Raw genomic sequence first — 25,170 nt, 5'->3', positions numbered from 1 at the left:
AAATCCTTTATGCGGTACTGATGACGCGCCCCTGGTGATCCACCACCGGGCCGCTCAAGTGCACACCCGCGGTGTCGAGCCGAACGCCGACGGCGCCCAGTTTTAGTTCGATGGTTTGCGGCGTCATCACCAGGCTCGATGGGCCGATGCTGAGCTGCAGGGACTCGCGGGAACCGCTGAACGCCGCCGGGCCGTTCATCCAATGCAGGACATGGCTGGCGTGGTCGTAGCCGTTTTCCGTGCCGTCCTGATAGAGGCGACGCGTCAGCGAAGCCTGGGTCGAGACGGGTGGAAACTGACCGCCGTTAAGGCCGAACAACGCGACCGCTTGGCCACCGCCGTCGCCGCCGCCATGGTTCAGCAACAGGCACTGCTCGCCCACGGACGGAATCCGCGACTCGCTCTGGGCGCCGGCGCTCGGGTTGAAGAAGCGGATCGCTGGGGTCAGCAGTCCACCATGGCTGACTTTGCAGGTGTTGCTGGCCGCGTCGACTTCCTGGCAAACGCCGATGCGGCAGAAACTCTCCGCACGTCGATGCAAGTCTTCCAACTCGGTTTCCATCTGCGCCAGACGCTCGATGATCGGCCCCAGATGCATCCGTAACAGTGCATCAAACATGGCTCAGCCCTCGAGTGCGGTGTATTGGTCCGGGTCGTCGATGTTCGAGACTTCCCAGGTGCGGGCAAACTTCGGAATACCGAGCGGGTCATCCAACAGCGTCGGGCCGAGGTACAGGGTCTGGCTGAATGAAAGGGTCCAGGCGGTGTATTGCCGCGCCGGGTGGATGAACGTGGACGGCAGGCCATCGAGCTCCGTCGGCAGATCGCATTGATCGCTGGACAGCCCCCAGCGGTTGTCCATGACCAGGTGCTTGAGTTCCGAGGCCAAGTCGCAGGCCTCCCATCCCGGCACCGCCATGACCACTTGCAGGGAAACCGTCAGGACATGGGCAATACGCCCGTCGTTGGCGCGGTGGCCTGGGGCATCGCGCTCAATGGCAATCAGCACCCAGGGTTGATCGTCGGTGCCATCGAAATCCTGGGGACTGCCGACTTTCAAGGTGGGATAAATGGCGCGCAGCGTCTGGGCAATGGCCGAGAACAGCTGCGACGGTTTTTCGAGGACGGCAGGCATCAAGGCCTCCTTGTTTATGGCGGCACGAAGGTCATGCAAGGGATCAATGCGGGTCGGAACGGGAATCGTGCGGCGGTAGCTCACTCACGCCCATCCGCTTGGCGGCCCAGCGTTCGTAAAGCCCGATGGCTACATCCGCGCCGGCCATCGCCGTCAGGCATCCGAAGGCACCCGCAGCCCAGATCGACAGGCCCATGGCGTACAAGAGCATGATCGCCGAGACACCGCAGACCATGCAGGCACCGGAACGCAGCGCCAGGCGCCGCAACAGCGACCAGCCACGGGCGCCCTCCTTGTCGGCACGCCACATCTCGCCAGTCACCCCACCCACCAGGGCGAGCGCGATGACCAGCCAGATCGGCATGTCCAGCAACGCTTGTTGCTCGTTTGTCATGTCAGGCTTCCTGGGGGTGAGTGATGAGCGTTTGGGGCGGGGGTCGTTGAAGACAGGCGACGCTCTACAGTCGCTCAACGATGACGTTGTCGATGAAAGCGAAGTTGACGTAAGGATTCTGTTCGTTGGAGAAGGCCAAAGTCGTTTGAGCCGAAGTGGCCGTGAAGTCATACGTGATGGTGCTCCACTCCACGGCGGTACCTTTCGCCGATGGCGTATTGAAGGTGACACTCTGCCCCGCCACCTTGACCTGGATGGTGCCGTCGCCGGAGCGGCTGGCGTAGCGCGAATTACCCGCGCTGAAGGTCAAACGGTACTTGGCGCCGACTGCGGTGGCGAAGTTCTGCTGAATGCCACCGCCGTTGCTATAGACATAGTTAGCCAAGTCGACAATTACGACGCCATCCGCCGCCACAGAACCGCCGATCGAGGCCGGCATATTGAAGTACTCGGCTCCAGACAGAAACGTCGTCCAACCCGTAATGAAGTTGGCTTTCGCCGGCGTATTCAATATGCAACTTGCGCTGCAGCCCGGCTGTTCGAAGCTACCGTTGACCAGAAGGTTGGCGGCGCTGGCGTTGCTCCCGACACCGAGCAGCGCAATGGACAGCAACAGCGGGGCGATATATTTCTTGAAACGATTCATGATTCACCTCTTGAGTTATCGATTGATCGCGCGGTTGATCAACAGCGCTCATCTCGCTCGCTGGCGTTCACTCGAGGCTCAACGGCCTTCACATGATTCAACGTCCCGCACCGGGAACACTTGATCTGGAGTTCGGTGTGCTCGCCCATGCGGGCCAGCAGTTTTTTGCAGTGACCGCATCTGAAATCCTTCAGCATCGAAAGCCCTCCCATTGGCGGCGGTTTGAAGTACCTCGCGGCACAGGCATTCCAAAAAGCCCGGTCGCCCAGGCTTTTCAGTAATGCGCTTGATCTTTCGGCGCGACTGGCGCGGTACGGATCCATTCAAATTGTTCCTCCGGCCGCGGTCCCTGCCCGCCGGATAACTGCTTCTGGTGCTTTACGCTGCACACCCGGGCCAGTTGCCAACCCTCTGAACCGTTAAGGCCGGTTCATCGCTGCCTGTTGGTGGAACTAAAGAGCTTTGTTGCCAGCCACTTTGTCGAGCGGCTTGGACACAGAATATGCATGGATGCATATACAGTCAATGCGCAAATGCATTTATTTATGCATACGGAATGCGCAAATGCATGAAGCCCTTGTAAGTACGGGGGTTGAGGGGTTTCAGGGAGGCGAAAAAAAACCCGCACGGCGGCGGGTTTTATCTGACAGCGGAAGGGTTAGCGGGCGTACATGCCCCACCAGAAGACGTGACCGAGGATGACGATCTGCTCGTCCTGCATTTCCTGGAAGGTGTAGTCCTCGTCCGGATGTTCATCGCGGTTGAAGCTGCGCAGGCGGATGCCGGTGGGCAGGCGATAAAGCTGCTTCACCCGCAGTTGGCCGTTGTGGTTGATGGCGTAGAGGTCACCGTCGACGATGTCGCCGATCCCGCATTTGCCCGCATTCACCCCGACCGTGGCGCCGTCGCGCAGCACTGGCAACATGCTGTTGCCGCGCACCGTCACGCACTTGGCCTGGTCGAACTGCACGCCGTTGTGGCGCAGGCTGCGCTTGCCGAACCGCAGGCTGGAGCGCTCGCTTTCCTCGATGACGAATCTTCCTGATCCAGCAGCCAATTCAACCTCGCGCAGAAAAGGGACCGACACCTCGTCTTCTTCGACGGGTGTTTCGTCGTCCCACAGGCTTATGTCCTTGAGTTCGGAATGCGGCTCGTCGCGGCGGCTGCTGCCAGCGGACGCAACATCGGCGCGCCCGCGCAACTGGTCGGTGCTCACGGCAAAATAGTCGGCGATCTTCGAGATGTGTTTATCCGAAGGATCGACGATCTTGCCGCTGAGGATCCGCGAGAGCGTGGACTGAGGCACGCCGGTACGCCGGTGAAGCTCCGTGGGGGAGATCCCGTGCTGATCGAGCAATGCTCTTAATACGGTAGAAACGTTGCGTTTTTGCATAACGCGCATAATGCTTGTTCTTTTCGCGGAAGACAAATGCCGTTTTGCATAAATATGCAATGTGTAGGAGCTGTCGAGTGCAACGAGGCTGCGATCTCTCCCCAGACACTTGAATCTCAAGCGAAAGATCAAAAGATCAAAAGATCGCAGGCTTCGCCAGCTCCTACAAAGCCAAACTCCCACACCCGGGATTTGTCCTACACGTCCCTAAGAAAAGGCTTCAAAGACGTCCTTCAACTGCGCAACACCAGGCTACGTCAACTTGCGCCTCTGCCTACAACTACGCCAGAATCCGCCGGCTTGTGCGCCTTGGATCCCATCGGTACTTTTGATCCTGTCACTGCCCATCAGTGATCGGGTTTAGTAGCCCGGCATTCCAAGAGACGCACATAGCTTCATTCAGCAAGGTAGTTCTCACCGATGCTCAATGGCAGCTGCGCGCAGGGCGCCCTCGGGCGCGCCGGTTTCTTGGATCCCCGGTCTACTAACCTGCGTACAGCTGCCGCCCATCTCGTTTAGTAGCGGATTGGTAGTGGCTCCAACTCAAGGATCCAAGACTATGACTAAGCCAACTCCGAATCCCCCTAAAAAAGAACATACATCCCGCACCCAATCGGCCAACGCCAAGAAACTCGACGACGCGGCCACCCGCGCCCTGGACTACTACCTCAAGCCGAAAACCGACAAAGAAACCTGCGACACACCCGATACCCTCTTCATCATCGCCCCCCCCAACATCGACGCCGAATGCCTGCTCGCCAACCTCAGCGAAACCCTGGCCTCGGCCAATGCCATGGTCAGCGACCTGGCATTCGACCTGAAGGGCTCGCGACGGAACATAGCGCTGGGGGTTCAGCAGATGATCGAGCTGAGCCAGTTGCTGGCGAATCGGGCGTTGGATGTGGTTGAGGTGAGGTAGGCGTTCATGGTGCAAGCCGAGACCTGAGATCAGCCCGAGCAACCACTGTGGGAGCGAGCTTGCTCGCGATGGCGGTAGTCCAGTTACAACTAAGTTGTATTGGCAGCCGTCATCGCGAGCAAGCTCGCTCCCACAATTGGATCGGGTACAGCCGGAGAGACGGGCCGGCTTGCGGGCTCTTCAAAAGTGACCCGCCGTCAGGGCGGCACCCTAAGTAGCCGTTACCGAAAAACGGATAAGCACACAGTCCTGAAAACCACTCACATATGGGTAGCACCAGACCGCCCATGTTAACCTTGCGCCCATCGCGGAAAAGCCGGGCCAACGTCCCTCCTTTTGCCTACACCCTTCAACGAGCTTTGCCTGACACCCATGAATACAGCCGTGAACGACCTGTCCTCCCACACGCCGATGATGCAGCAATACTGGCGCCTGAAGAACCAGCACCCCGATCAGCTGATGTTCTACCGCATGGGCGACTTCTACGAGATCTTCTACGAGGACGCGAAGAAGGCCGCCAAGCTGCTGGACATCACCCTGACGGCGCGTGGGCAGTCGGCGGGCATGGCGATTCCGATGTGTGGGATTCCTTACCACGCGGCGGAAGGTTACCTGGCGAAGTTGGTCAAGCTCGGCGAGTCCGTGGTGATCTGCGAGCAAGTCGGCGACCCGGCCACCAGCAAAGGGCCGGTGGAACGCCAAGTCGTGCGGATCATCACCCCGGGTACCGTCAGTGACGAAGCCTTGCTCGATGAACGCCGCGACAACCTCATTGCCGCAGTCCTCGGTGACGAGCGCCTGTTCGGCCTGGCGGTGCTGGACATCACCAGTGGCAATTTCTCGGTGCTGGAAATCAAGGGCTGGGAAAACCTGCTGGCGGAGCTGGAGCGGGTCAACCCGGTGGAGCTGTTGATTCCCGATGACTGGCCCAAAGACCTGCCGGCGGAAAAACGCCGTGGCGTGCGTCGTCGGGCGCCGTGGGATTTCGAGCGCGACTCGGCGCTGAAAAGTCTCTGCCAGCAGTTTTCCACCCAGGACCTGAAGGGCTTCGGTTGCGAGAATTTGACCCTGGCCATTGGCGCGGCCGGTTGCCTGCTGGCCTACGCCAAGGAAACCCAGCGCACCGCCCTGCCCCACTTGCGCAGCCTGCGCCATGAACGCCTGGATGACACGGTGGTGCTGGACGGCGCGAGCCGACGCAACCTGGAGCTGGACACCAACCTGGCCGGTGGGCGCGACAACACCTTGCAATCGGTGGTCGATCGCTGCCAGACCGCCATGGGCAGCCGCCTGCTGACCCGCTGGTTGAACCGTCCGCTGCGGGACCTGACGGTACTGACAGCGCGCCAGTCCTCCATTACCTGCCTGCTGGACCGTTATCGCTTCGAGCAGTTGCAACCGCAACTCAAGGAAATCGGCGACATCGAGCGGATCCTCGCCCGCATCGGCTTGCGCAACGCCCGTCCCCGCGACCTGGCGCGCCTGCGCGATGCCCTCGGCGCGCTGCCTGAATTGCAAGTGGCGATGACCGACCTCGAAGCGCCGCACCTGCAACAACTGGCGCGCATCACCAGCACCTACCCGGAGCTGGCCGCGCTGCTGGAAAAAGCCATTATCGACAACCCGCCAGCGGTGATCCGTGACGGTGGCGTGCTGAAAACCGGCTACGACGCAGAACTCGACGAGTTGCAATCGCTGAGCGAGAACGCCGGCCAGTTCCTGATCGACCTCGAAGCCCGGGAAAAAGCCCGCACCGGCCTGGCCAACCTCAAGGTCGGCTACAACCGCATCCACGGTTACTTCATCGAACTGCCGAGCAAGCAGGCCGAACAGGCCCCAGCCGACTACATCCGCCGCCAGACCCTCAAGGGTGCGGAGCGTTTCATCACGCCGGAGCTCAAGGCGTTCGAAGACAAGGCGCTGTCGGCCAAGAGCCGCGCCCTGGCCCGGGAAAAAATGCTCTACGAAGCGCTGCTCGAGGACCTGATCAGCCAGCTCCCACCGTTGCAGGACACCGCCGCTGCCCTGGCGGAACTGGACGTGCTGAGCAACCTGGCCGAGCGCGCGCTGAACCTGGACCTCAACTGCCCACGTTTCGTCAGCGAGCCGTGCATGCGCATCAGCCAGGGTCGTCACCCGGTGGTCGAGCAAGTCCTGACCACGCCGTTCGTGGCCAACGACCTGAGCCTGGACGACAATACGCGCATGCTGGTGATCACCGGTCCGAACATGGGCGGTAAATCCACCTACATGCGCCAGACCGCGTTAATCGTGCTGCTGGCTCACATTGGCAGCTTTGTGCCGGCGTCCAGCTGCGAATTGTCCTTGGTGGACCGCATCTTCACCCGGATCGGCTCCAGCGATGACTTGGCCGGTGGACGTTCGACGTTCATGGTGGAAATGAGCGAAACCGCGAACATCCTGCACAACGCCACCGAGCGCAGCCTGGTGCTGATGGACGAAGTCGGCCGCGGCACCAGCACCTTCGACGGCTTGTCCCTGGCCTGGGCTGCGGCAGAACGTCTCGCCCAGTTGCGGGCGTACACGCTGTTCGCCACGCACTACTTCGAATTGACGGTGCTGCCGGAGAGCCAACCGCTGGTGGCCAACGTTCACCTCAACGCCACCGAGCACAACGAACGCATCGTCTTCCTGCACCATGTCCTACCCGGCCCGGCGAGCCAGAGCTACGGACTGGCGGTGGCGCAGCTGGCCGGTGTGCCAAGCGACGTCATCACCCGTGCCCGCGAGCACCTGAGCCGCCTGGAAACCACCAGCCTGCCCCACGAAGCACCGCGCCCGACCAAAGGCAAACCGGCCGCGCCGCAGCAAAGCGACCTGTTTGCCAGCCTGCCGCATCCGGTGCTCGATGAACTGGCCAAGCTCGATCTGGATGACCTGACACCACGCCGTGCACTCGAATTGCTTTATACATTGAAGACACGGATCTAACGCACAGGCTTTCAAGCTGTTAGAATCTCGCGCGGTTTGGGATGCTGCTGCCTATTAGCCTGGGTTTGCAGACTATCGCTCCCAAACCCCGCGACCCCCACCGTGAAGGGGCTTCGCCGCAGCCGCCTGAGGAGAGAATTAGAAATGACCTTCGTCGTCACCGACAACTGCATCAAGTGCAAGTACACCGACTGCGTAGAAGTGTGTCCGGTGGACTGCTTTTACGAAGGGCCGAATTTCCTGGTCATTCACCCGGACGAGTGCATCGACTGCGCGCTGTGTGAACCGGAATGCCCTGCCGTGGCGATCTTCTCTGAAGATGAAGTCCCGGAAGATATGCAGGAATTCATTCAGTTGAACGTTGAGCTGGCGGAAATCTGGCCCAACATCACCGAGAAGAAAGAATCGTTGCCAGACGCTGAAGAGTGGGATGGCGTCAAAGGCAAGATCAAAGACCTCGAACGCTGATTAGCCATCGTTCGCTGAAAAGGCCCCTTGCGGGCCTTTTTGCTGCCTGGAACCAAATCGCAGGCAAAAAAAGGGGCGGTTTGACCCGCCCACATTTTTTCCCTAATCCCTTTAATCCTTTTCATCGTCCTGATGAATCGCGTCCTGCGATGTCCTTCCGTTCCCATCGTCCCTGACGGGTGTGCCTGTCCGTCGACACAGGACTGATATTAGTGTTTTCCCAGGCGGGTGCAACGCGGGTGATACAGGTGGGTTGCTCTGTCACACTATGTTCATCTATAAATTTTCCTTATAAATCAGTTAAATACAAAAAGATCACGGCGTTTATAGCGGTCTGTCCCGGTGTTGGGAAACCGATCGCTTACGCAACACTAGGCAAAAGCTTACAAGCTGAACCTATAAATGGAGCTGGGTTGGGGAAACGACCCTCTGGAAACGCAGAAGCTTCGAACCTGTTGGTGTATCGTTTTACGAAGGGGGTTCAGGGGTGGTGTGTATATCCGTTGCTGCGGTAACGGCCACTGGCGGTTCCGCTCTTACAGCGGGTCACTTTTGAAGAGCGCAAAAGTAACCAAAACGCTCTTGCCCCACCACTCGGCACCTCGCCTAGGCTCGGTGTGCCCTCACTCCGGCCAGCGTGGTTTAACGGGGCGCTCAGATCAAGATCAAGATCCAAAGCAAGAGCAAGAGCGGGGCACAGGCCGGCACTTATGTGGCTGAGCCACCGCTATCGCGAGCAAGCTCGCTCCCACATTGGATCTTCAGCAGACATAAAATTCATGCGCACCCAGCCCCTTGTGGGAGCGCGCTTGCTCGCGATGGGGCCAGCACATTCAATCATCATCGACGGTAACGCCGCCTTCGCGAGCAAGCCCGCACGCAGGGTAACGCGGTCTCACCAAGCACCAGGTCGGCTACAAGGCCACCTCGTTTTGAAACGGATATACCCCAAACCCAAGCCCAAAAAAACGGCACTTCCCATTTCTAAGAAGCACCGTTTTTTCAAACTGCACAGCATCACAGCCAGTCAGGGCGCGTTTCTGCTGCACTTGCCTTGGGTTATTGAAACAACGACTCGCTCGACAGGCCGTTCTTCTCGAGGATCTCCCGAAGGCGCTTGAGTCCTTCAACCTGAATCTGCCTGACCCGCTCACGCGTCAACCCAATCTCCAGCCCGACATCTTCAAGCGTGCTGCTTTCATGCCCCCGCAAGCCAAAGCGGCGAATCACCACTTCCCGTTGCTTGTCGGTCAGCTCCGAAAGCCACTGGTCGATGCTCTGGGACAGGTCATCATCCTGGAGCAACTCGCACGGGTCAGTCGGACGGTCGTCGGTAAGCGTATCCAGCAAGGTTTTATCCGAGTCCGGCCCCAGCGAAACGTCCACCGAGGAAACTCGCTCGTTCAGCCCCAGCATGCGCTTGACCTCGCCCACCGGTTTTTCCAACAGGTTGGCGATTTCCTCTGGCGACGGTTCGTGGTCGAGCTTCTGGGTCAGCTCACGGGCAGCCCGCAGGTAGACGTTCAGCTCCTTGACCACATGAATCGGCAACCGGATCGTCCGGGTCTGGTTCATGATCGCCCGTTCGATGGTCTGGCGGATCCACCAGGTCGCATAGGTCGAGAAACGGAAGCCACGCTCGGGGTCGAATTTCTCGACCGCGCGAATCAGTCCCAGGTTGCCCTCTTCGATCAGGTCCAGCAGCGAAAGCCCACGATTGACGTAGCGGCGGGCGATTTTCACCACCAGGCGCAGGTTGCTTTCAATCATGCGTTTTCGACCGGCCGGGTCGCCACTTTGCGACAGCCGCGCAAAATGAACTTCTTCCTCGGGGGAGAGCAGCGGCGAGAAACCGATTTCGTTGAGGTACAGCTGAGTGGCGTCCAGCGCCCGGGTGTAATCGATGTACTTATGTTGTTTAAGTGAAGCGGAGTGTTTGGATTTGGCACGAACGGAAGGTGGAGTCGCCCCTTCATCATTCGACATCGAATCCATAGCGATGCCGGTCTCCATCAGGAGAACCTCATCGTCGATGTCAAACTCCGGCACTTCTTTACTGAGAGCCATTGTTATAGTCCTTTGGTGAGTTCGACCTCAAGCTCGAGCGACGCCTTTATCCTTGGCAACGCTGGAGCCTGTTCCCTCTACGTGACGGAACAGGCTGACATGCACATCAACGACGTGGCAGGAATTGCAGCGGATCTACAGGCTTACCTTGTCGGCGAATCTCAAAATGCAGTTTCACCCGGTCTGTACCCGTCGATCCCATTTCGGCAATTGTCTGCCCGACCTTGACCTGCTGCCCCTCCCGAACCAACAGCCTGCGGTTGTGACCGTAGGCACTGACGTAGGTATCGCTGTGTTTGATGATCACGAGTTCGCCGTAGCCCCTCAAACCACTCCCGGCGTACACAACCGTGCCATCAGACGCGGCAAAAACAGGCTGTCCCAAATCCCCGGCGATATCAATTCCTTTATTCAAACTACCGTTTGAAGAGAATTTTCCAATGAGAACGCCATTAGAAGGCCATCCCCAGCCAGTCGGGGCGGGGCCCGCTGGGGGCATCGGAGCGGGTGCCGGCTTGTTCGCGACGGACGGTACAGTCGCCGTTCCAGCAGTGGCCGGACGACGAATAACGGTGGTTTTGCTCGAGGACGAAGGGGTCGAACCCGACTGCGTGACGACCGCCGTTGGCGTTGAACCACTACGACCGTCAAAGCGAATTGTCTGACCTGGGTGAATCGTATACGGCGCAGGAATGTTGTTCCGAGCCGCGAGGGCTTTGTAGTCCCAGCCGTAGCGAAAAGCGATGGAAAACAACGTATCGCCGCGACGGACTACATACTGCCCGGTCGTTACCGTAGGACGCTCTGGCGTCGCATTGTTGCGATCCACCACCCGGACATTACCCGACGGGGTACTGGAACAACCGACCAGCAAGGTACTCAAGAAAAGGCCAGTCACCAGGCGCTTAAAGCTCGTGATACCCATACGCTGCGCAATGACTGTGAGACTCACCCGCCGCTCCCTTTGTGGTGGCTGAAGATATTGAAAACTGCCTGTCCAGGCAGACATGTTGCCCCGTGGCTGGCCGATACCGTGCTTCTATAAAGGAAGCCCGAGGCACCGCCGCACACGTTTGCTCGACGCTGTTGAACGCCGTTTGGCCATTCGGCGCTGGACTCATCGGTGCTGCTATAAGACACAGCCCAGGCCGTGGAATTCAGCGCCCGTTTATAAATGCTCAGGCCAACGGCCCATTGAGCAGCGGCACGAAACGCACCGCTCCAAGGACGTGCCGCGAGAAGCCATGTTCTTCGCGCACGATCAACATCAATTGCTGGACTTCGCCCGAGCCCACCGGAATGACCAGTCGTCCGCCGGGCGCGAGCTGATCCAGAAGGGCCTGGGGTACGTCAGTAGCAACGGCCGTCACGATGATGCCGTTATAAGGCGCCAGGGCCGGCCAACCCTCCCACCCATCGCCCCAGCGAAATACCACGTTGCGCAGGTTCAACTCCACCAGGCGTTCCTTGGCGCGATCCTGCAGCACCTTGATCCGCTCCACGGAAAACACCCGCTCGACCAGCTGCGACAACACTGCGGTCTGGTAGCCCGAGCCCGTGCCGATCTCCAGCACTTTGTCCAGCGGCCCCGCCTCCAGCAGCAACTCGCTCATGCGGGCGACCATATAAGGCTGGGAAATGGTCTGGTTGTGGCCGATCGGCAATGCGGTGTCTTCGTAGGCACGATGGGCCAGGGCCTCGTCGACGAACAAATGCCGCGGGGTGCGCCGGATGACTTCCAGGACCTGGGCGTTGGACAGGCCTTCTTCGTAGAGCCGCTGGATCAATCGCTCCCGAGTACGCTGGGAGGTCATGCCGATGCCTCGGCGCAGCATATCGTCTTGTTCACGCGCCATCAGTGCAGCCCCTCCAGCCAGCCATCAAGGTGCCTGAAGGCCTCGTTGAAGGTTCGATCGAGCTGCAAGGGCGTGATCGAGACATAGCCTTGCATCACGGCATGGAAGTCCGTGCCGGGCCCGCCATCTTCGGCGTCGCCGGCAGCGGCGATCCAGTAGCCGGCCTTGCCGCGCGGATCAACGACGTGCATCGGCCTGGCGGCGCGGGCACGGTGGCCCAGGCGAGTGAGTTGGATGCCACGAATGTGATCGAGCGGCAAGTTCGGAATGTTCACGTTCAGTACCGTGCGCGGCGGCAGGTCCAGCTCACCGTGGGCCTCTACCAATTTGCGGGCAAAGTAGGCGGCGGTGGGCAAGTTGTCGACCTGCCGTGAAACAAACGAAAAGGCAAAGGACGTCTGGTTCAGGAAACGGCCTTCCAAGGCTGCGGCGACCGTGCCTGAATACAGCACATCGTCGCCCAGGTTGGCCCCCAGGTTTATACCTGAGACCACCATGTCCGGCTCGCGCTCCAACAGGCCGTTCAGGCCCAGGTGCACGCAATCGGTTGGCGTACCGTTGAGACTGATGAAGCCGTTGTCCAGATAGCACGGGTGCAGCGGACGGTCGAGCGTCAGCGAACTGCTGGCGCCGCTTTTGTCCTGGTCCGGGGCGATCACTACGCACTCGGCAAAATCCGCCAGCGCAGCATAAAGCGCGGCAAGACCGGGCGCTGTGACCCCGTCGTCGTTAGAAATCAGAATACGCATGGGCTGTCCGTCTGCCCCACCGGCACCAGATCGACGAGTTCGCGCACCAAGACAGTGGCGAAACATCCGGCCGGCAGGACGAATTCCAGTTGCAGAATGTCAGGCTCGGGATAATGCCACGACAGCCCGCCAATGGGCAGTCGCAGGATGCGACGTTCGTGACTCATTCCCGCGTTTATCAACCAATCCCGAAGGTCAGCCTCGCCTTGGGCAATCGCCTGTTCCAGCTCGAAAATATCTCCGGCGGCGGGCGAAGGCCCCTCGCCCCACTGCGGTCCAGTGGGATGCAGGTCGAGAATCGCCAGGCGCGGATCGCTGCACTCGGCCTCCCCGGCCGGAAAGAAGCTACGGCTGTCGGTGAATGCCAGCAAGTCGCCCACCCGGGCTTGTTGCCAGGTACCGTCGGCCACCCGGGCCGCCAGCACTTTGTTGAACAGGAAACTGCGCGCCGTCGACAACAGCCGCGAACGTACGTTGCGCTGTTCCGGCAAAGCCTTGCGTGCAGCCCAGGCACGCGCATCGACCACGTTTCCGCCATCGTGGCCAAAGCGCTGGGCGCCGAAATAATTGGGGATCCCCTCACGCACAATCTGCTGCAGACGCGCGTCGATGGCGTCCTTGTCGCCCTTGAACTGGGTCAGCCGCAAGGTAAAGCCGTTGGCCGAGTGCGCGCCGCGCTGCAGCTTGCGACGGTGGCGAGCGACCTTGAGGATTTTCAAGGTGTCGTTCTCTGCCGCCGACAAATCCGGATCGGCCTTGCCGGGCAATTGCACACTGAACCACTGACGGGTCAGGGCCTGACGGTCCTTGAGCCCGGCGTAGCTGACCGTTCGCAAAGGAACACCAGCGGCCTTGGCGATACGCCGGGCTGCCTCTTCGGTGTTCAAGCCACGTTTTTCCACCCAGATCCACAGGTGCTCGCCATCGCCGGTCGACGGAATGTCGAGCACTTCATCGACCTGGAAATCCTCAGCGCTGGCCTTGAGTACCGCGCTGCCCAACGACTCACCATGGGCCCGTGGCCCCAACAGTTCCAGTTCGGTCATGGGCGCAGCAACAAGGCAACGGAATGGACGGCAATACCTTCTTCGCGACCGACGAAGCCAAGCTTCTCGGTAGTGGTGGCTTTCACGTTCACTTGGTCCAGCTCAACTTGGAGATCCTCGGCAATCAACTGGCGCATCGCTTCGATGTGCGGAGCCATCTTGGGGGCTTGGGCGACGATGGTGTTGTCGACGTTGCCGACTTTCCAGCCCTTGGCGTGGATCAACGAAACCACATGACGCAGCAGCACGCGGCTGTCGGCGCCCTTGAATTGCGGGTCGGTGTCGGGGAAGTGCTTGCCGATATCGCCCAAGGCAGCCGCGCCGAGCAGTGCATCGCTCAAGGCGTGCAGCAGGACATCACCGTCAGAATGCGCGAGCAGCCCGAAGCCGTGTGCGATCCGCACGCCGCCCAGAGTAATGAAGTCGCCTTCAGCGAAACGGTGAACATCGTAGCCGTGGCCAATACGCATAAAAAAACGCCCCGATTTTTGTCAGGGCGTGATTCTACCTGCATTAGGCGTTTAGAGCGCGAGCATGATGTTGCAAGTGTTCATCGATGAAACTGGCGATGAAGAAATAGCTGTGGTCATAGCCCGGTTGCAGGCGCAGTTCCAATGGATGGCCGGCCGCTTTCGCCGCTTGTTGCAAGGCCTCGGGCTTGAGTTGGTTGGCGAGGAAATCATCGCGATCGCCCTGGTCCACCAGCAGCGGCAGCTTTTCGCCCGCCTCGGCGATCAACGCGCACGCATCCCACTCGCGCCATTTCGAGCGATCTTCCCCCAGGTAGCGAGAAAACGCTTTCTGTCCCCATGGGCAATCCATCGGATTGTTGATCGGCGAAAAAGCCGACACCGAACGGTAACGCCCAGGGTTGCGCAAGGCGCACACAAGCGCGCCATGGCCGCCCATGGAATGACCGCTGATGCCACGTTTATCCGAAGCCGGGAAATGCGCTTCGACCAGCGTCGGCAATTCCTGCACGACGTAGTCATGCATCCGATAGTGCCGCGCCCAAGGATCCTGCGTGGCGTTCAGATAGAACCCCGCCCCCAGGCCGAAGTCCCAAGCACCGTCCGGATCGCCCGGCACGTCGGCGCCACGGGGGCTGGTGTCCGGCGCGACGATGATCAGCCCCAGCTCGGCGGCCATGCGCTGGGCACCGGCCTTTTGCATGAAGTTCTCGTCGGTGCAGGTCAGCCCGGACAGCCAATACAGCACAGGAAGCTTGCCGCCCTGCTCGGCTTGCGGCGGCAGGTACACGGCAAACACCATGTCACAACCGAGCACTTCGGAACGGTGCCGGTAACGCTTATGCCAGCCGCCGAAGCTTTTCTGGCAAGAGATGTTTTCGAGGTTCATTCTTCACCTCAGCGGCAAGCGGCAAGCTTTAAGCTGCAAGAGAGGAGCATGCCCACTTGCAGCTTGTAGCTTGTAGCTTGCCGCTGCTCCTTAAAAATGAATGACGGTACGGATGCTCTTGCCTTCGTGCATCAGGTCGAACGCCTTGTTGATGTCTTCCAGGCCCATGGTGTGGGTGATGAAAGTATCCAGCGGGATCTCGCCCTTTTCGGCCATGTCCACATAGCTCGGCAACTCAGTGCGACCGCGCACGCCGCCAAACGCCGAACCACGCCAGACGCGCCCGGTCACCAGTTGGAATGGACGGGTGGCGATCTCCTGGCCAGCCCCGGCCACGCCGATGATCACCGACTCGCCCCAGCCTTTGTGGCAGCACTCCAGCGCGGCACGCATCAACTGCACATTGCCGATGCACTCGAAGGAAAAGTCCACGCCGCCGTCCGTCATATCAACGATGACTTCCTGGATCGGACGGTCGAAGTCTTTCGGGTTGACGCAATCAGTGGCGCCCAGTTGTTTGGCGATTTCGAATTTGGCCGGGTTGATGTCAATCGCGATGATGCGCGCGGCCTTGGCCTTCACGGCGCCAATCACAGCCGAAAGGCCGATGCCGCCCAGGCCGAAGATCGCCACGGTGTCACCCGGCTTGACCTTGGCGGTGTTCAACACAGCGCCGATACCCGTGGTGACGCCACAACCCAGCAGGCAGACTTTTTCCAGCGGCGCTTCCTTTGGAATCTTCGCAACGGAGATTTCCGGCAGCACGGTGTACTCAGAGAACGTCGAAGTGCCCATGTAGTGGAAAATCGTCTCGCCCTTGTAGGAAAAGCGCGACGTACCGTCCGGCATCAAGCCTTTGCCCTGGGTGGCGCGAATAGCCTGGCAGAGGTTGGTCTTGCCCGACTTGCAGAATTTGCACTGGCCGCACTCTGGCGTGTACAGCGGAATCACATGGTCGCCCACCGCCACCGACGTCACGCCTTCGCCGATGGCCTCGACAATGGCACCGCCTTCGTGGCCGAGGATCGACGGAAAAATCCCTTCCGGGTCGGCGCCGGACAACGTGTAGGCATCGGTATGGCAGACGCCCGAAGCCACGACGCGCAACAGCACTTCGCCCGCCTTGGGCATGGCCACGTCGACCTCGACGATTTCCAGGGGTTTCTTGGCCTCGAAGGCGACGGCAGCGCGGGACTTGATCATCCGGATACTCCAGCAAATAAAAACGAGTCCAGGAGTGTAATCCTCTACCAGACGAGGAATAATCCGATCAAAAGCAAAACATTATTGCCATACAGGGATAATCCTTCATGCCGGATAACCGCTGGGAAGGCATCGACGAGTTTGTGGCCGTGGCCGAATGCAGCCAGTTCACGGCCGCCGCGGAACGGCTCGGGGTTTCGTCTTCCCATATCAGTCGACAAATCGTACGGCTTGAAGAACGTCTACAGACACGACTGCTCTACCGCAGTACCCGCCGTGTGACGTTGACCGAAGCCGGGCAAACCTTTTTGCAGCACTGTCAGCGTCTCCAGGATGGACGCGAGGAAGCACTGCGGGCCGTTGGCGATTTGACCAGCGAGCCCAAGGGCATGCTGCGCATGACCTGTGCCGTGGCTTACGGCGAGCGGTTTATCGTGCCGTTGGTGACGCGATTCATGGGCCTCTATCCGCAATTGCGGGTGGACATAGAATTGAGCAATCGCCAGTTGGACCTCGTTCACGAAGGCCTGGACCTGGCGATTCGCCTTGGCCGCCTGCAGGACTCACGCTTGGTCGCCGCACGCCTGGCGCCGCGACGCATGTACCTTTGCGCTTCGCCCTCCTACCTGGAACGTTATGGTCGCCCCCACAGCTTGTCGGAATTGAGCCGCCACAACTGCCTGATCGGCAGCTCCGACATGTGGCAGCTGGAGCAGAATGGGCGGGAATTTTCCCAGCGAGTACAGGGAAACTGGCGCTGTAACAGTGGGCAGGCAGTGCTTGATGCGGCGCTGCAAGGCGTGGGTTTGTGTCAGTTGCCGGACTATTACGTGCTGGAGCATTTGAACAGCGGTGCGTTGATTTCGCTGCTGGAGGCTCATCAGCCGCCGAATACGGCTGTCTGGGCGCTGTACCCGCAGCAACGGCATCTGTCGCCGAAAGTGCGAAAGTTGGTGGATTTCTTGAAGGATGGGTTGGCTGAGCGGCCTGAATATCGGGGGTGACAGTGGTTTTTTTGTTGTCTGGGATGACGCCATCGCGAGCAAGCTCGGTCCCACAGTGGACCGGTGTGAACACACATCCATCACTCGACGATAAACCCTGTGGGAGCGAGCTTGCTCGCGATGGCGCCGGCCCAGACAATGACGATCCAACGAGGAAACAGATCCAGCTTAACGCCGATTCGCCCACCGCTGGCGCAACCACTCCAGGTCTTCCGGCCGGGTAACCTTGATGTTATCCGCCCGCCCTTCAATCAACCGAGGCGCCTGCCCCGCCCATTCCATGGCGGATGCTTCATCGGTAATCACTGCATCCGCCACCAGGCTGTCGGCCAGGGCTCGATGCAAGGCGCCGAGGCGGAACATTTGTGGCGTGTAGGCTTGCCAGACCACGCTGCGATCGACCGTTTCCAGCACGCGACCATGCTTGTCGACGCGCTTGAGGGTATCGCGCGCCGGTACACCCAGCAGGCCGCCGACCGGATCGTTCGCCAGTTCATGGAGCAAGTTATCGAGATCGTCCCGGGCCAGGTTCGGCCGTGCGGCGTCGTGTACCAGCACCCAATCGAAATCATCCGCGCCCTGCTCGTGAAGGTGCAGCAACGCATTGAGCACCGAACCCGAACGCTGCTCACCGCCATCCACGCGCTGGATGCGGGGATCGCTGGCACACGCCAGTGTCGGCCAATAGGGATCGTCAGATGCCACGCTGACCACCACGCCCTTGACGGTCGGATGATCGAGGAAACAGCCAAGGCTGTGTTCGAGAATTGTGCGTCCGCCCAGTTGCAAGTATTGCTTGGGTCGGTCCGCGGCCATACGGGCACCTATGCCCGCAGCAGGAATCACGGCCCAGAAGGCCGGTGGACGAATGCTCATTGGGCCAGTTGATAGAGGGTTTCGCCCTCTTTCACCATGCCCAGTTCATGGCGAGCCCGTTCTTCGACGGTCTCCATGCCTTTCTTCAATTCCATCACTTCGGCGTCCATCACCCGGTTACGCTCCAGCAATGCCTCGTTTTCGGCGTGCTGGTCGGCAATTTGCTGAGTCAGCTCGGCCACCTGCGCCAAGCTGCCATTACCCACCCAAAGGCGGTACTGCAGGCCGGCCAGCAACAAGAGCAAGACGAGAAACAACCAATTGGGACTGCGCATCGAATATCGGGTATCCAGTGAAAAAAGACCGCCATGCCAAACTTTGAAGCGTCTGATAGCACGAAGCCTGGAAGATCCAGGCTTGTGCTTGATAAGGCATCAGATTAGAGGCAAAACCGCCACCTTGACGACTTTTGCGACGCAATCCGCTGTCTTTTTACCATTTACTGCTTAACCGCGAAACTCGGCGCGACCGTTGTACTTGGCCTTGCCATTCAACTGCTCTTCGATGCGCAGCAGTTGGTTGTACTTGGAAACGCGGTCGGAGCGGCACAGCGAACCGGTCTTGATCTGGCCCGCCGCGGTGCCCACGGCCAGGTCGGCAATGGTCGAGTCTTCGGTTTCACCCGAGCGGTGGGAGATCACGGCGGTGTAACCGGCGGCCTTGGCCATCTGGATGGCTTCCAGGGTTTCGGTCAGGGTGCCGATCTGGTTGAACTTGATCAGGATCGAGTTGGCGATCTTCTTGTCGATGCCTTCCTTCAGGATCTTGGTGTTGGTCACGAACAGGTCGTCGCCCACCAGCTGGGTTTTCTCGCCGATCTTGTCGGTGAGAATTTTCCAGCCAGCCCAGTCGGACTCGTCCAGGCCGTCTTCGATGGAGATGATCGGGTAGCGTTCGGTCAGGCCCTTGAGGTAGTCGGCGAAACCTTCGGCGGTGAACACCTGGCCTTCGCCGGACAAGTTGTACTTGCCGTCTTCGAAGAACTCACTGGCGGCGCAGTCCAGGGCCAGGGTCACGTCGGTGCCCAGCTTGTAGCCAGCGTTGGCCACGGCTTCGGAGATCACTTTCAGTGCATCTTCGTTGGACGCCAGGTTCGGTGCGAAACCGCCTTCGTCGCCAACGGCGGTGCTCAGGCCACGGGCCTTCAGCACGGCCTTGAGGTGATGGAAAATCTCGGTGCCCATGCGCAAGCCTTCGGAGAAGGTCTTGGCGCCAACCGGCTGCACCATGAATTCCTGGATGTCGACGTTGTTATCGGCATGCTCGCCGCCGTTGATGATGTTCATCATTGGCACCGGCATCGAGTACACGCCAGGCGTACCGTTGAGGTTGGCGATGTGCGCGTACAGCGGCAGGTCCTGGTCCTGGGCAGCGGCCTTGGCAGCGGCCAGGGACACGGCGAGGATCGCGTTGGCGCCCAGGGTGGCTTTGTTTTCGGTACCGTCGAGCTTGATCATTGCCTGATCGAGGGCTTTTTGGTCGGCAGGGTCCTTGCCCAGCAACAGGTCGCGGATCGGACCGTTGATGTTGGCGACGGCCTTCAGCACGCCCTTGCCCAGGTAACGGCTCTTGTCGCCATCACGCAGCTCCAGCGCTTCGCGCGAGCCAGTGGAAGCACCGGACGGCGCGCAGGCGCTGCCGATGATGCCGTTGTCGAGAAGCACGTCCGCTTCGACAGTGGGGTTGCCACGGGAGTCGAGAACTTCACGACCTTTGATGTCGACGATTTTTGCCATTGTTGTAAACACTCCAAAGTTGACGAAAACGACGCAGCGAGAGGAAATCTTTATCGTCGGCGGGATAGAGCAGCGGGCAGGCTTGCCGACGACAACGCCCGGCCCGCAGGCCAGAGCGTTTATCGAGCGGTACTTTACCGGAGAAAATCGCGTTACGCGGTTTCTATCGTCGGAAAACCCTTGACCAGCTCATCCAGCGACTTGAGCTGAGACAGGAAAGGTTCCAGCTTGTTCAAGCGCAAGGCACAAGGGCCGTCGCACTTGGCGTTGTCAGGGTCAGGGTGGGCTTCAAGGAACAGGCCAGCCAGGGACTGGCTCATGCCGGCCTTGGCCAGGTCGGTGACCTGGGCGCGACGACCACCCGCGGAATCGGAGCGACCGCCAGGCATTTGCAGCGCGTGGGTCACGTCGAAGAACACCGGGTACTCGAACTGCTTCATGATGCCGAAACCGAGCATGTCCACCACGAGGTTGTTGTAGCCGAAGCTCGAACCCCGCTCGCAGAGGATCAACTGATCGTTGCCGGCCTCTTCGCACTTGCTCAGGATGTGTTTCATTTCCTGGGGTGCGAGGAACTGGGCTTTCTTGATGTTGATCACCGCGCCAGTCTTGGCCATCGCGACCACCAGGTCGGTCTGGCGCGACAGGAAGGCCGGCAACTGGATGATGTCGCAGACCTCGGCGACCACCGCGGCCTGGTCAGGCTCGTGGACGTCGGTGATGATCGGCACGCCGAAGGCTTGCTTGATGTCCTGGAAAATCCGCATCCCCTCTTCCAGGCCAGGACCACGGTAGGAAGTCACCGACGAACGGTTGGCCTTGTCGAAGCTGGCCTTGAAGACGTATGGAATACCCAGTTTCTGGGTAACCTTCACATACTCCTCGCAGACCTGCATCGCCATGTCGCGGCTTTCCAGCACGTTCATGCCGCCAAACAGCACCATGGGTTTGTCGTTGGCAATCTCGATGTCGCCAACGCGGATGATCTTCTGGGCCATCGTCTTATGCCTTTTTCTGGTGTTGAGCCAAAGCGGCTTTCACGAAACCACTGAACAGCGGGTGACCGTCGCGCGGTGTCGAAGTGAACTCCGGGTGGAACTGGCAGGCGACGAACCATGGATGGTCCGCAGCCTCGACCACTTCAACCAGTGCACCGTCACCGGAACGACCGGAAATCTTCAGGCCGGCTTCGATCAGTTGTGGCAGCAGGTTGTTGTTCACTTCGTAACGGTGGCGATGACGCTCGACGATCACGTCCTTGGCGTAGCAATCGTGCACCTTGGAGCCGGCTTCGAGCAGGCATTCCTGCGCGCCAAGGCGCATGGTGCCGCCCAGGTCCGAGCTTTCGGTACGCACTTCGACGGCGCCGGTGGCATCTTCCCACTCGGTGATCAGGCCCACGACCGGGTGGCCACTGGCACGATCGAATTCGGTGGAATTGGCGTCTTTCCAGCCCATCACGTTACGGGCGAACTCGATGACCGCCACTTGCATGCCCAGGCAGATGCCCAGGTACGGCACCTTGTTCTCGCGGGCGTATTGCACCGCGGTGATCTTGCCTTCCACGCCGCGCAGGCCAAAACCGCCCGGCACGAGGATCGCATCGGCGCCTTCGAGCAGGCCGGTGCCCTGGTTCTCGATGTCTTCGGAATCGATGTAGCGCAGGTTGACCTTGGTGCGGTTGCTGATGCCGGCATGACTCATCGCTTCGATCAGCGACTTGTAGGCGTCCAGCAGCTCCATGTACTTGCCGACCATGGCGATGGTGACTTCGTGCTCTGGATTGAGCTTGGCATCGACCACGGCGTCCCACTCGGACAGGTCGGCGCTTGCGCATTGCAGGCCGAAGCGCTCGACAACGAAGTCATCGAGGCCCTGGGAGTGCAGGATGCCCGGGATCTTGTAGATGGTGTCGGCATCTTCCAGCCCGATGACCGCACGTTCTTCCACGTTGGTGAACTGGGCGATCTTGCGACGCGAGGAGATGTCGATCGGGTGATCGGAGCGGCAGATCAGCACGTCCGGCTGCAGGCCGATGGAGCGCAGTTCCTTGACCGAGTGCTGGGTTGGCTTGGTCTTGGTTTCGCCGGCGGTGGCGATGTACGGCACCAGGGTCAGGTGCATCAGCATCGCGCGCTTGGCGCCGATTTCGAAACGCAACTGGCGGATGGCTTCGAGGAACGGCTGGGACTCGATGTCGCCCACGGTGCCGCCGATCTCGACCATCGCCACGTCCGCGTCGCCGGCACCCTTGATGATGCGGCGCTTGATTTCGTCGGTGATGTGCGGGATGACCTGGATGGTCGCGCCCAGGTAGTCGCCACGACGCTCTTTGCGCAGGACGTGCTCGTAGACACGGCCGGTGGTGAAGTTGTTGTTCTGGGTCATGGTCGTGCGGATGAACCGCTCGTAGTGGCCCAGGTCCAGGTCGGTCTCGGCGCCGTCGTGGGTGACGAACACTTCACCGTGCTGGAACGGGCTCATGGTGCCCGGGTCGACGTTGATGTACGGGTCCAGCTTGAGCATGGTGACCTTAAGTCCCCGCGCCTCCAGGATGGCCGCCAATGAAGCCGAGGCAATGCCTTTCCCCAATGAAGAAACAACACCGCCCGTGACGAATATGTAGCGCGTCATGAAAAACCCTAGAAGTCTGCGTTAAAGCGGTCCGAGCCGCCGGGGAAAGCGAAGGAAGGCCGAAGCCCCCGATCACCTGCATTAATCACAGTGCACCTTTCAAAAAAACCGCCGCGTCGGGACAGACCGGAGGTGAAATCACCGGTACGTTGTTCGCTACACATTTTTTGGAATCGCCCAGCAAAGACTGCTTGGTAATCGGCAACTCCTGCAATTCAGGCGAATCCACAGAAGTTGTATCAAGAAGGGAGCGTAGTCTACCGGAAAGCCCCTTTCAGCTCAAACCCAGATCTTGGCTTTCATGGCTGCCAGCTCAATTGCCAAGTGCCATCAGCCTGTGTATCGAGTCCAGCCAGGTTGGCCACCGCCAGCAATTGCTCGCCCTGATAGAGCAGCGGCAATCGGTCGCGAACGAACGCCGGCACGCCCTTTTCGTTGAGCAAACGCTTGAGATCACGATGACCACGCCCCGCCAGCACCAGCACCTCGCCGCCTTGACGATAGCGCACGACAAGCGGTCCCGTAGGCGGCTTGCCGTTGAGCACCAGATGACCGTTGTCCGGCAAGCGCAGCGCAACCGCCGGATCCGCCCAGTCGACGGCGCCTGACGGCGAAGCCAGCCAGTGGTCGGATAACCACCAGACCCGCCCGCCGGCCCGGTGCAACTCGCCGCCAGCCAGGCGCCAGACTGGCCTGGCATCGTCCGCGGCATCGCGCAACGAATCCCAGCTCGCCCAGTGATCGCTGTCGGGCAGGAGGGTCAGCGGCGCCAGCCAGTGGCTCAAGGCATTGCGTTGACGTGCCGGCGACAACGCGCGCAAAGGCGCCAGCGCCAGGGATTGCAGCCCAAGCCAGTCGAACGCACATGGAGTCGCGGCCTGGGCCAGGTCGATCCGCGCCAAGTCGTCCAGCAAGCCTTGGGCTTCGCCCATGTGCGCTGCGCTGCGAGACAGGGTTGACGAGGCTTGCGGCCAGTGCTCGGCCAGCATCGGAAAAACCCGCTGGCGCAGGTAATTGCGCGCGTACCGGTGATCGTCGTTGGACGGGTCATCGATCCAGCTCAAGCCTTGCTGCGCCGCATAGGCTTCCAGCTCGACGCGGGACACATCGAGCAACGGCCGCAGCAGATGCCCCTGGCCCAATGGCCGCTGCCGTGGCATGGCCGCCAGCCCCCTCACCCCCGCCCCCCGCAACAGGCGAAACAACAGGGTCTCCGCCTGATCATCACGGTGTTGGGCGGTGAGCAGCACTTCATGGCTGCCAATCGCCGCGACGAAGGCGGCGTAACGTGCCTCGCGCGCAGCGCGCTCGACACTGGCGCCAGGACGCACTTGTACACTCACCACGTCCAACGGCACGCCCAGGGCCGCACAGACCGAACGGCAATGCTCCGGCCACGCATCGGCCACAGCCTGAAGGCCGTGATGCACATGGATGGCGCTCAGCGCGGGCAAGGCGTGGTGTTGCGAAAGGGTCGCGAGCAGGTGCAACAGGACAGTGGAGTCGAGGCCACCGGAGAAGGCGATGCGCCAGGCGGCGGCGTTGCGCCAGGGGGATAACTGTGTGAGGAGCCGGGTTGGCAGATCAATCCTGGGCTGATTCATGGAAACTGGCCTTCACACAATCAAATGTGGGAGCGAGCTTGCTCGCGATGGCGGCGTATCAGTCAACTTATCGGTTGAATGTTAAACCGCTATCGCGAGCAAGCGCGCTCCCACACAGGGTACAGCGTTCGAATCAGAGACCGTAGCTCATCAACCGCTCGTAGCGACGGGCCAACAGGGCGTCGTTGTCGAACTTCTTGAGCATCGACAGCTGCGAGCTCAGCTCGGCGCGAATCAGCGCAGCGGCCGCAGCCGGGTCACGGTGGGCGCCGCCCACTGGCTCGTTGATCACTTTATCGACGATGCCCAGGCCTTTGAGGCGCTCGGCGGTGATGCCCATGGCTTCAGCGGCATCCGGCGCCTTCTCGGCGGTTTTCCAGAGGATCGAGGCGCAGCCTTCCGGCGAGATCACCGCGTAGGTGGAGTATTGCAGCATGTTCAACTGATCGCAGACACCGATGGCCAACGCACCGCCCGAACCGCCTTCGCCGATCACGGTGGCGATGATCGGGGTTTTCAGGCGGGCCATGACGCGCAGGTTCCAGGCGATCGCTTCGCTCTGGTTGCGCTCTTCGGCGTCGATGCCTGGGTAAGCGCCCGGGGTGTCGATGAAGGTCAGGATCGGCATCTTGAAGCGTTCGGCCATTTCCATCAGGCGGCAGGCCTTGCGGTAGCCTTCCGGACGCGGCATGCCGAAGTTGCGACGCACCTTCTCGCGCACTTCGCGGCCCTTCTGGTGACCGATCACCATCACCGGCTGGTCGTCCAGGCGGGCAACGCCGCCGACGATCGCGGCGTCGTCGGAGAAGTGACGGTCGCCGTGCAGCTCATCGAACTCGGTAAAGATGTGGTCGATGTAGTCCAGGGTATAGGGACGACGCGGGTGACGCGCCAGACGCGCGATCTGCCAGCTGGTCAGCTTGCCGAAGATGTCTTCGGTCAGCGTGCGGCTCTTGTCCTGCAGCCGAGAGATTTCATCGCCGATATTCAGCGAATTGTCGTTACCGACCAAGCGCAACTCTTCGATCTTGGCTTGAAGGTCGGCGATCGGCTGTTCGAAATCTAGAAAATTCGGGTTCATAGGCGTCCGTCTTGGGTCGACGTCCAAGAGAGCTTGGGCCGGCCGGTT

25 protein-coding genes are annotated in these 25,170 nt (G+C 60.4%); 4 read left to right on the top strand and 21 right to left on the bottom strand.

The genetic code is table 11. The annotated features are described in order from the left end of the window. Nucleotides 1-7: 7 nt before the first annotated feature. The 6 genes from M8Q45_RS03020 to M8Q45_RS02995 all read right to left on the bottom strand — a co-directional run bounded on the left by M8Q45_RS03020 (nt 8) and on the right by M8Q45_RS02995 (nt 3,568). On the bottom strand, nt 8-619 hold the full coding sequence (locus M8Q45_RS03020) for a phage baseplate assembly protein V (RefSeq protein WP_249873513.1): 612 nt from the start codon (nt 617-619) through the stop codon (nt 8-10). Nucleotides 620-622: 3 nt separating this feature from the next. Next, nucleotides 623-1,135, bottom strand: a complete 513-nt coding sequence (locus M8Q45_RS03015; RefSeq protein WP_249873512.1) for a hypothetical protein — start codon at nt 1,133-1,135, stop codon at nt 623-625. A 43-nt stretch (nt 1,136-1,178) separates the two neighbouring features. After that, the gene (locus M8Q45_RS03010) at nt 1,179-1,529 is read right to left on the bottom strand and encodes a phage holin family protein (RefSeq protein ID WP_249873511.1); all 351 of its coding nucleotides are present in this window, start codon (nt 1,527-1,529) and stop codon (nt 1,179-1,181) included. A 64-nt stretch (nt 1,530-1,593) separates the two neighbouring features. Next, nucleotides 1,594-2,175, bottom strand: coding sequence for a DUF642 domain-containing protein (locus M8Q45_RS03005; RefSeq protein ID WP_249873510.1), 582 nt, complete (start codon nt 2,173-2,175; stop codon nt 1,594-1,596). A 38-nt stretch (nt 2,176-2,213) separates the two neighbouring features. Then, nucleotides 2,214-2,372: a Com family DNA-binding transcriptional regulator gene (locus M8Q45_RS03000; RefSeq protein ID WP_080942481.1), complete on the bottom strand. Its 159-nt coding sequence runs from the start codon at nt 2,370-2,372 to the stop codon at nt 2,214-2,216. 461 nt (nt 2,373-2,833) lie between these two features. Next, on the bottom strand, nt 2,834-3,568 hold the full coding sequence (locus M8Q45_RS02995) for an XRE family transcriptional regulator (protein ID WP_249877258.1): 735 nt from the start codon (nt 3,566-3,568) through the stop codon (nt 2,834-2,836). A 559-nt stretch (nt 3,569-4,127) separates the two neighbouring features. Here M8Q45_RS02995 and M8Q45_RS02990 point away from each other — a divergent pair. From M8Q45_RS02990 to fdxA, 3 genes are all read left to right on the top strand, one after another. Next, a complete protein-coding gene (locus tag M8Q45_RS02990; RefSeq protein ID WP_249873509.1) occupies nt 4,128-4,487 on the top strand; it encodes a DUF6124 family protein in 360 nt (119 codons plus the stop codon). Between the two features lie 384 nt (nt 4,488-4,871). After that, nucleotides 4,872-7,439: a DNA mismatch repair protein MutS gene (gene mutS, locus M8Q45_RS02985; RefSeq protein ID WP_249873508.1), complete on the top strand. Its 2,568-nt coding sequence runs from the start codon at nt 4,872-4,874 to the stop codon at nt 7,437-7,439. A 144-nt stretch (nt 7,440-7,583) separates the two neighbouring features. Continuing rightward, entirely contained in the window at nt 7,584-7,907 is a 324-nt protein-coding gene (gene fdxA / locus M8Q45_RS02980; protein ID WP_003222178.1) for a ferredoxin FdxA, read from the top strand. A gap of 1,059 nt (nt 7,908-8,966) precedes the next feature. Here fdxA and rpoS read toward each other — a convergent pair. From rpoS to M8Q45_RS02940, 8 genes are all read right to left on the bottom strand, one after another. Continuing rightward, nucleotides 8,967-9,974 (bottom strand): RNA polymerase sigma factor RpoS, encoded by a 1,008-nt coding sequence (gene rpoS / locus M8Q45_RS02975; protein WP_003198289.1) that lies wholly within the window; start codon nt 9,972-9,974, stop codon nt 8,967-8,969. A gap of 106 nt (nt 9,975-10,080) precedes the next feature. After that, nucleotides 10,081-10,926 carry a peptidoglycan DD-metalloendopeptidase family protein gene (locus M8Q45_RS02970; protein ID WP_030139465.1) on the bottom strand — a complete coding sequence of 282 codons (846 nt, stop codon included), beginning with the start codon at nt 10,924-10,926 and terminating at the stop codon, nt 10,081-10,083. A gap of 226 nt (nt 10,927-11,152) precedes the next feature. Then, nucleotides 11,153-11,788, bottom strand: coding sequence for a protein-L-isoaspartate(D-aspartate) O-methyltransferase (locus tag M8Q45_RS02965; RefSeq protein ID WP_175361775.1), 636 nt, complete (start codon nt 11,786-11,788; stop codon nt 11,153-11,155). A gap of 41 nt (nt 11,789-11,829) precedes the next feature. Continuing rightward, nucleotides 11,830-12,579 (bottom strand): 5'/3'-nucleotidase SurE, encoded by a 750-nt coding sequence (gene surE / locus M8Q45_RS02960; RefSeq protein WP_181289191.1) that lies wholly within the window; start codon nt 12,577-12,579, stop codon nt 11,830-11,832. Continuing rightward, entirely contained in the window at nt 12,567-13,625 is a 1,059-nt protein-coding gene (truD, locus tag M8Q45_RS02955) for a tRNA pseudouridine(13) synthase TruD (protein ID WP_249873507.1), read from the bottom strand. The genes surE and truD overlap by 13 nt, the downstream gene beginning before the upstream one ends. Next, nucleotides 13,622-14,095, bottom strand: a complete 474-nt coding sequence (gene ispF / locus M8Q45_RS02950) for a 2-C-methyl-D-erythritol 2,4-cyclodiphosphate synthase (RefSeq protein ID WP_003184863.1) — start codon at nt 14,093-14,095, stop codon at nt 13,622-13,624. Before ispF ends, truD begins: the two co-directional genes overlap by 4 nt. 43 nt (nt 14,096-14,138) lie before the next feature. Beyond that, nucleotides 14,139-14,984: an S-formylglutathione hydrolase gene (gene fghA, locus M8Q45_RS02945; protein WP_249873506.1), complete on the bottom strand. Its 846-nt coding sequence runs from the start codon at nt 14,982-14,984 to the stop codon at nt 14,139-14,141. A 90-nt stretch (nt 14,985-15,074) separates the two neighbouring features. Beyond that, the gene (locus tag M8Q45_RS02940; protein WP_030139471.1) at nt 15,075-16,187 is read right to left on the bottom strand and encodes an S-(hydroxymethyl)glutathione dehydrogenase/class III alcohol dehydrogenase; all 1,113 of its coding nucleotides are present in this window, start codon (nt 16,185-16,187) and stop codon (nt 15,075-15,077) included. Nucleotides 16,188-16,294: 107 nt separating this feature from the next. On the opposite strand from M8Q45_RS02940, the gene M8Q45_RS02935 reads away from it, so the two are divergent. Continuing rightward, nucleotides 16,295-17,191, top strand: a complete 897-nt coding sequence (locus M8Q45_RS02935) for a LysR family transcriptional regulator (protein WP_249873505.1) — start codon at nt 16,295-16,297, stop codon at nt 17,189-17,191. 168 nt (nt 17,192-17,359) lie between these two features. On the opposite strand, the gene ispD is transcribed toward M8Q45_RS02935, so the two are convergent. The 7 genes from ispD to M8Q45_RS02900 all read right to left on the bottom strand — a co-directional run bounded on the left by ispD (nt 17,360) and on the right by M8Q45_RS02900 (nt 25,122). Then, complete coding sequence (ispD, locus tag M8Q45_RS02930; RefSeq protein ID WP_249873504.1) at nt 17,360-18,067, bottom strand: 2-C-methyl-D-erythritol 4-phosphate cytidylyltransferase; 708 nt, start codon at nt 18,065-18,067, stop codon at nt 17,360-17,362. Continuing rightward, nucleotides 18,064-18,342 (bottom strand): cell division protein FtsB, encoded by a 279-nt coding sequence (gene ftsB, locus M8Q45_RS02925; protein WP_030139474.1) that lies wholly within the window; start codon nt 18,340-18,342, stop codon nt 18,064-18,066. Before ftsB ends, ispD begins: the two co-directional genes overlap by 4 nt. A 171-nt stretch (nt 18,343-18,513) precedes the next feature. Next, the gene (eno, locus tag M8Q45_RS02920; protein WP_045155188.1) at nt 18,514-19,803 is read right to left on the bottom strand and encodes a phosphopyruvate hydratase; all 1,290 of its coding nucleotides are present in this window, start codon (nt 19,801-19,803) and stop codon (nt 18,514-18,516) included. 152 nt (nt 19,804-19,955) lie between these two features. Continuing rightward, nucleotides 19,956-20,801, bottom strand: coding sequence for a 3-deoxy-8-phosphooctulonate synthase (gene kdsA, locus M8Q45_RS02915; protein ID WP_030139476.1), 846 nt, complete (start codon nt 20,799-20,801; stop codon nt 19,956-19,958). A 4-nt stretch (nt 20,802-20,805) separates the two neighbouring features. Next, nucleotides 20,806-22,437 carry a CTP synthase gene (gene pyrG, locus M8Q45_RS02910; protein ID WP_030139477.1) on the bottom strand — a complete coding sequence of 544 codons (1,632 nt, stop codon included), beginning with the start codon at nt 22,435-22,437 and terminating at the stop codon, nt 20,806-20,808. A 299-nt stretch (nt 22,438-22,736) separates the two neighbouring features. Then, a complete protein-coding gene (gene tilS, locus M8Q45_RS02905) occupies nt 22,737-24,041 on the bottom strand; it encodes a tRNA lysidine(34) synthetase TilS (RefSeq protein WP_249873503.1) in 1,305 nt (434 codons plus the stop codon). 133 nt (nt 24,042-24,174) lie between these two features. After that, nucleotides 24,175-25,122: an acetyl-CoA carboxylase carboxyltransferase subunit alpha gene (locus M8Q45_RS02900; RefSeq protein ID WP_024779026.1), complete on the bottom strand. Its 948-nt coding sequence runs from the start codon at nt 25,120-25,122 to the stop codon at nt 24,175-24,177. Between the last annotated feature and the right edge of the window lie 48 nt (nt 25,123-25,170).

Origin of the sequence: Pseudomonas sp. T1.Ur, from assembly GCF_023516725.1 — a bacterium.
Taxonomy (GTDB): domain Bacteria; phylum Pseudomonadota; class Gammaproteobacteria; order Pseudomonadales; family Pseudomonadaceae; genus Aquipseudomonas; species Aquipseudomonas alvandae.
This window is presented reverse-complemented; position numbering and strand designations above follow the sequence as displayed.

Coding starts and splice junctions, on each gene's coding strand:
- M8Q45_RS03020 (WP_249873513.1), bottom strand. CDS start 619: ATGTTTGATGCACTGTTACGGATGCATCTGGGGCCGATCATCGAGCGT.
- M8Q45_RS03015 (WP_249873512.1), bottom strand. CDS start 1,135: ATGCCTGCCGTCCTCGAAAAACCGTCGCAGCTGTTCTCGGCCATTGCC.
- M8Q45_RS03010 (WP_249873511.1), bottom strand. CDS start 1,529: ATGACAAACGAGCAACAAGCGTTGCTGGACATGCCGATCTGGCTGGTC.
- M8Q45_RS03005 (WP_249873510.1), bottom strand. CDS start 2,175: ATGAATCGTTTCAAGAAATATATCGCCCCGCTGTTGCTGTCCATTGCG.
- M8Q45_RS03000 (WP_080942481.1), bottom strand. CDS start 2,372: ATGCTGAAGGATTTCAGATGCGGTCACTGCAAAAAACTGCTGGCCCGC.
- M8Q45_RS02995 (WP_249877258.1), bottom strand. CDS start 3,568: ATGCAAAAACGCAACGTTTCTACCGTATTAAGAGCATTGCTCGATCAG.
- M8Q45_RS02990 (WP_249873509.1), top strand. CDS start 4,128: ATGACTAAGCCAACTCCGAATCCCCCTAAAAAAGAACATACATCCCGC.
- fdxA (WP_003222178.1), top strand. CDS start 7,584: ATGACCTTCGTCGTCACCGACAACTGCATCAAGTGCAAGTACACCGAC.
- rpoS (WP_003198289.1), bottom strand. CDS start 9,974: ATGGCTCTCAGTAAAGAAGTGCCGGAGTTTGACATCGACGATGAGGTT.
- M8Q45_RS02965 (WP_175361775.1), bottom strand. CDS start 11,788: ATGACCTCCCAGCGTACTCGGGAGCGATTGATCCAGCGGCTCTACGAA.
- surE (WP_181289191.1), bottom strand. CDS start 12,579: ATGCGTATTCTGATTTCTAACGACGACGGGGTCACAGCGCCCGGTCTT.
- truD (WP_249873507.1), bottom strand. CDS start 13,625: ATGACCGAACTGGAACTGTTGGGGCCACGGGCCCATGGTGAGTCGTTG.
- ispF (WP_003184863.1), bottom strand. CDS start 14,095: ATGCGTATTGGCCACGGCTACGATGTTCACCGTTTCGCTGAAGGCGAC.
- fghA (WP_249873506.1), bottom strand. CDS start 14,984: ATGAACCTCGAAAACATCTCTTGCCAGAAAAGCTTCGGCGGCTGGCAT.
- M8Q45_RS02940 (WP_030139471.1), bottom strand. CDS start 16,187: ATGATCAAGTCCCGCGCTGCCGTCGCCTTCGAGGCCAAGAAACCCCTG.
- M8Q45_RS02935 (WP_249873505.1), top strand. CDS start 16,295: ATGCCGGATAACCGCTGGGAAGGCATCGACGAGTTTGTGGCCGTGGCC.
- ispD (WP_249873504.1), bottom strand. CDS start 18,067: ATGAGCATTCGTCCACCGGCCTTCTGGGCCGTGATTCCTGCTGCGGGC.
- ftsB (WP_030139474.1), bottom strand. CDS start 18,342: ATGCGCAGTCCCAATTGGTTGTTTCTCGTCTTGCTCTTGTTGCTGGCC.
- eno (WP_045155188.1), bottom strand. CDS start 19,803: ATGGCAAAAATCGTCGACATCAAAGGTCGTGAAGTTCTCGACTCCCGT.
- kdsA (WP_030139476.1), bottom strand. CDS start 20,801: ATGGCCCAGAAGATCATCCGCGTTGGCGACATCGAGATTGCCAACGAC.
- pyrG (WP_030139477.1), bottom strand. CDS start 22,437: ATGACGCGCTACATATTCGTCACGGGCGGTGTTGTTTCTTCATTGGGG.
- tilS (WP_249873503.1), bottom strand. CDS start 24,041: ATGAATCAGCCCAGGATTGATCTGCCAACCCGGCTCCTCACACAGTTA.
- M8Q45_RS02900 (WP_024779026.1), bottom strand. CDS start 25,122: ATGAACCCGAATTTTCTAGATTTCGAACAGCCGATCGCCGACCTTCAA.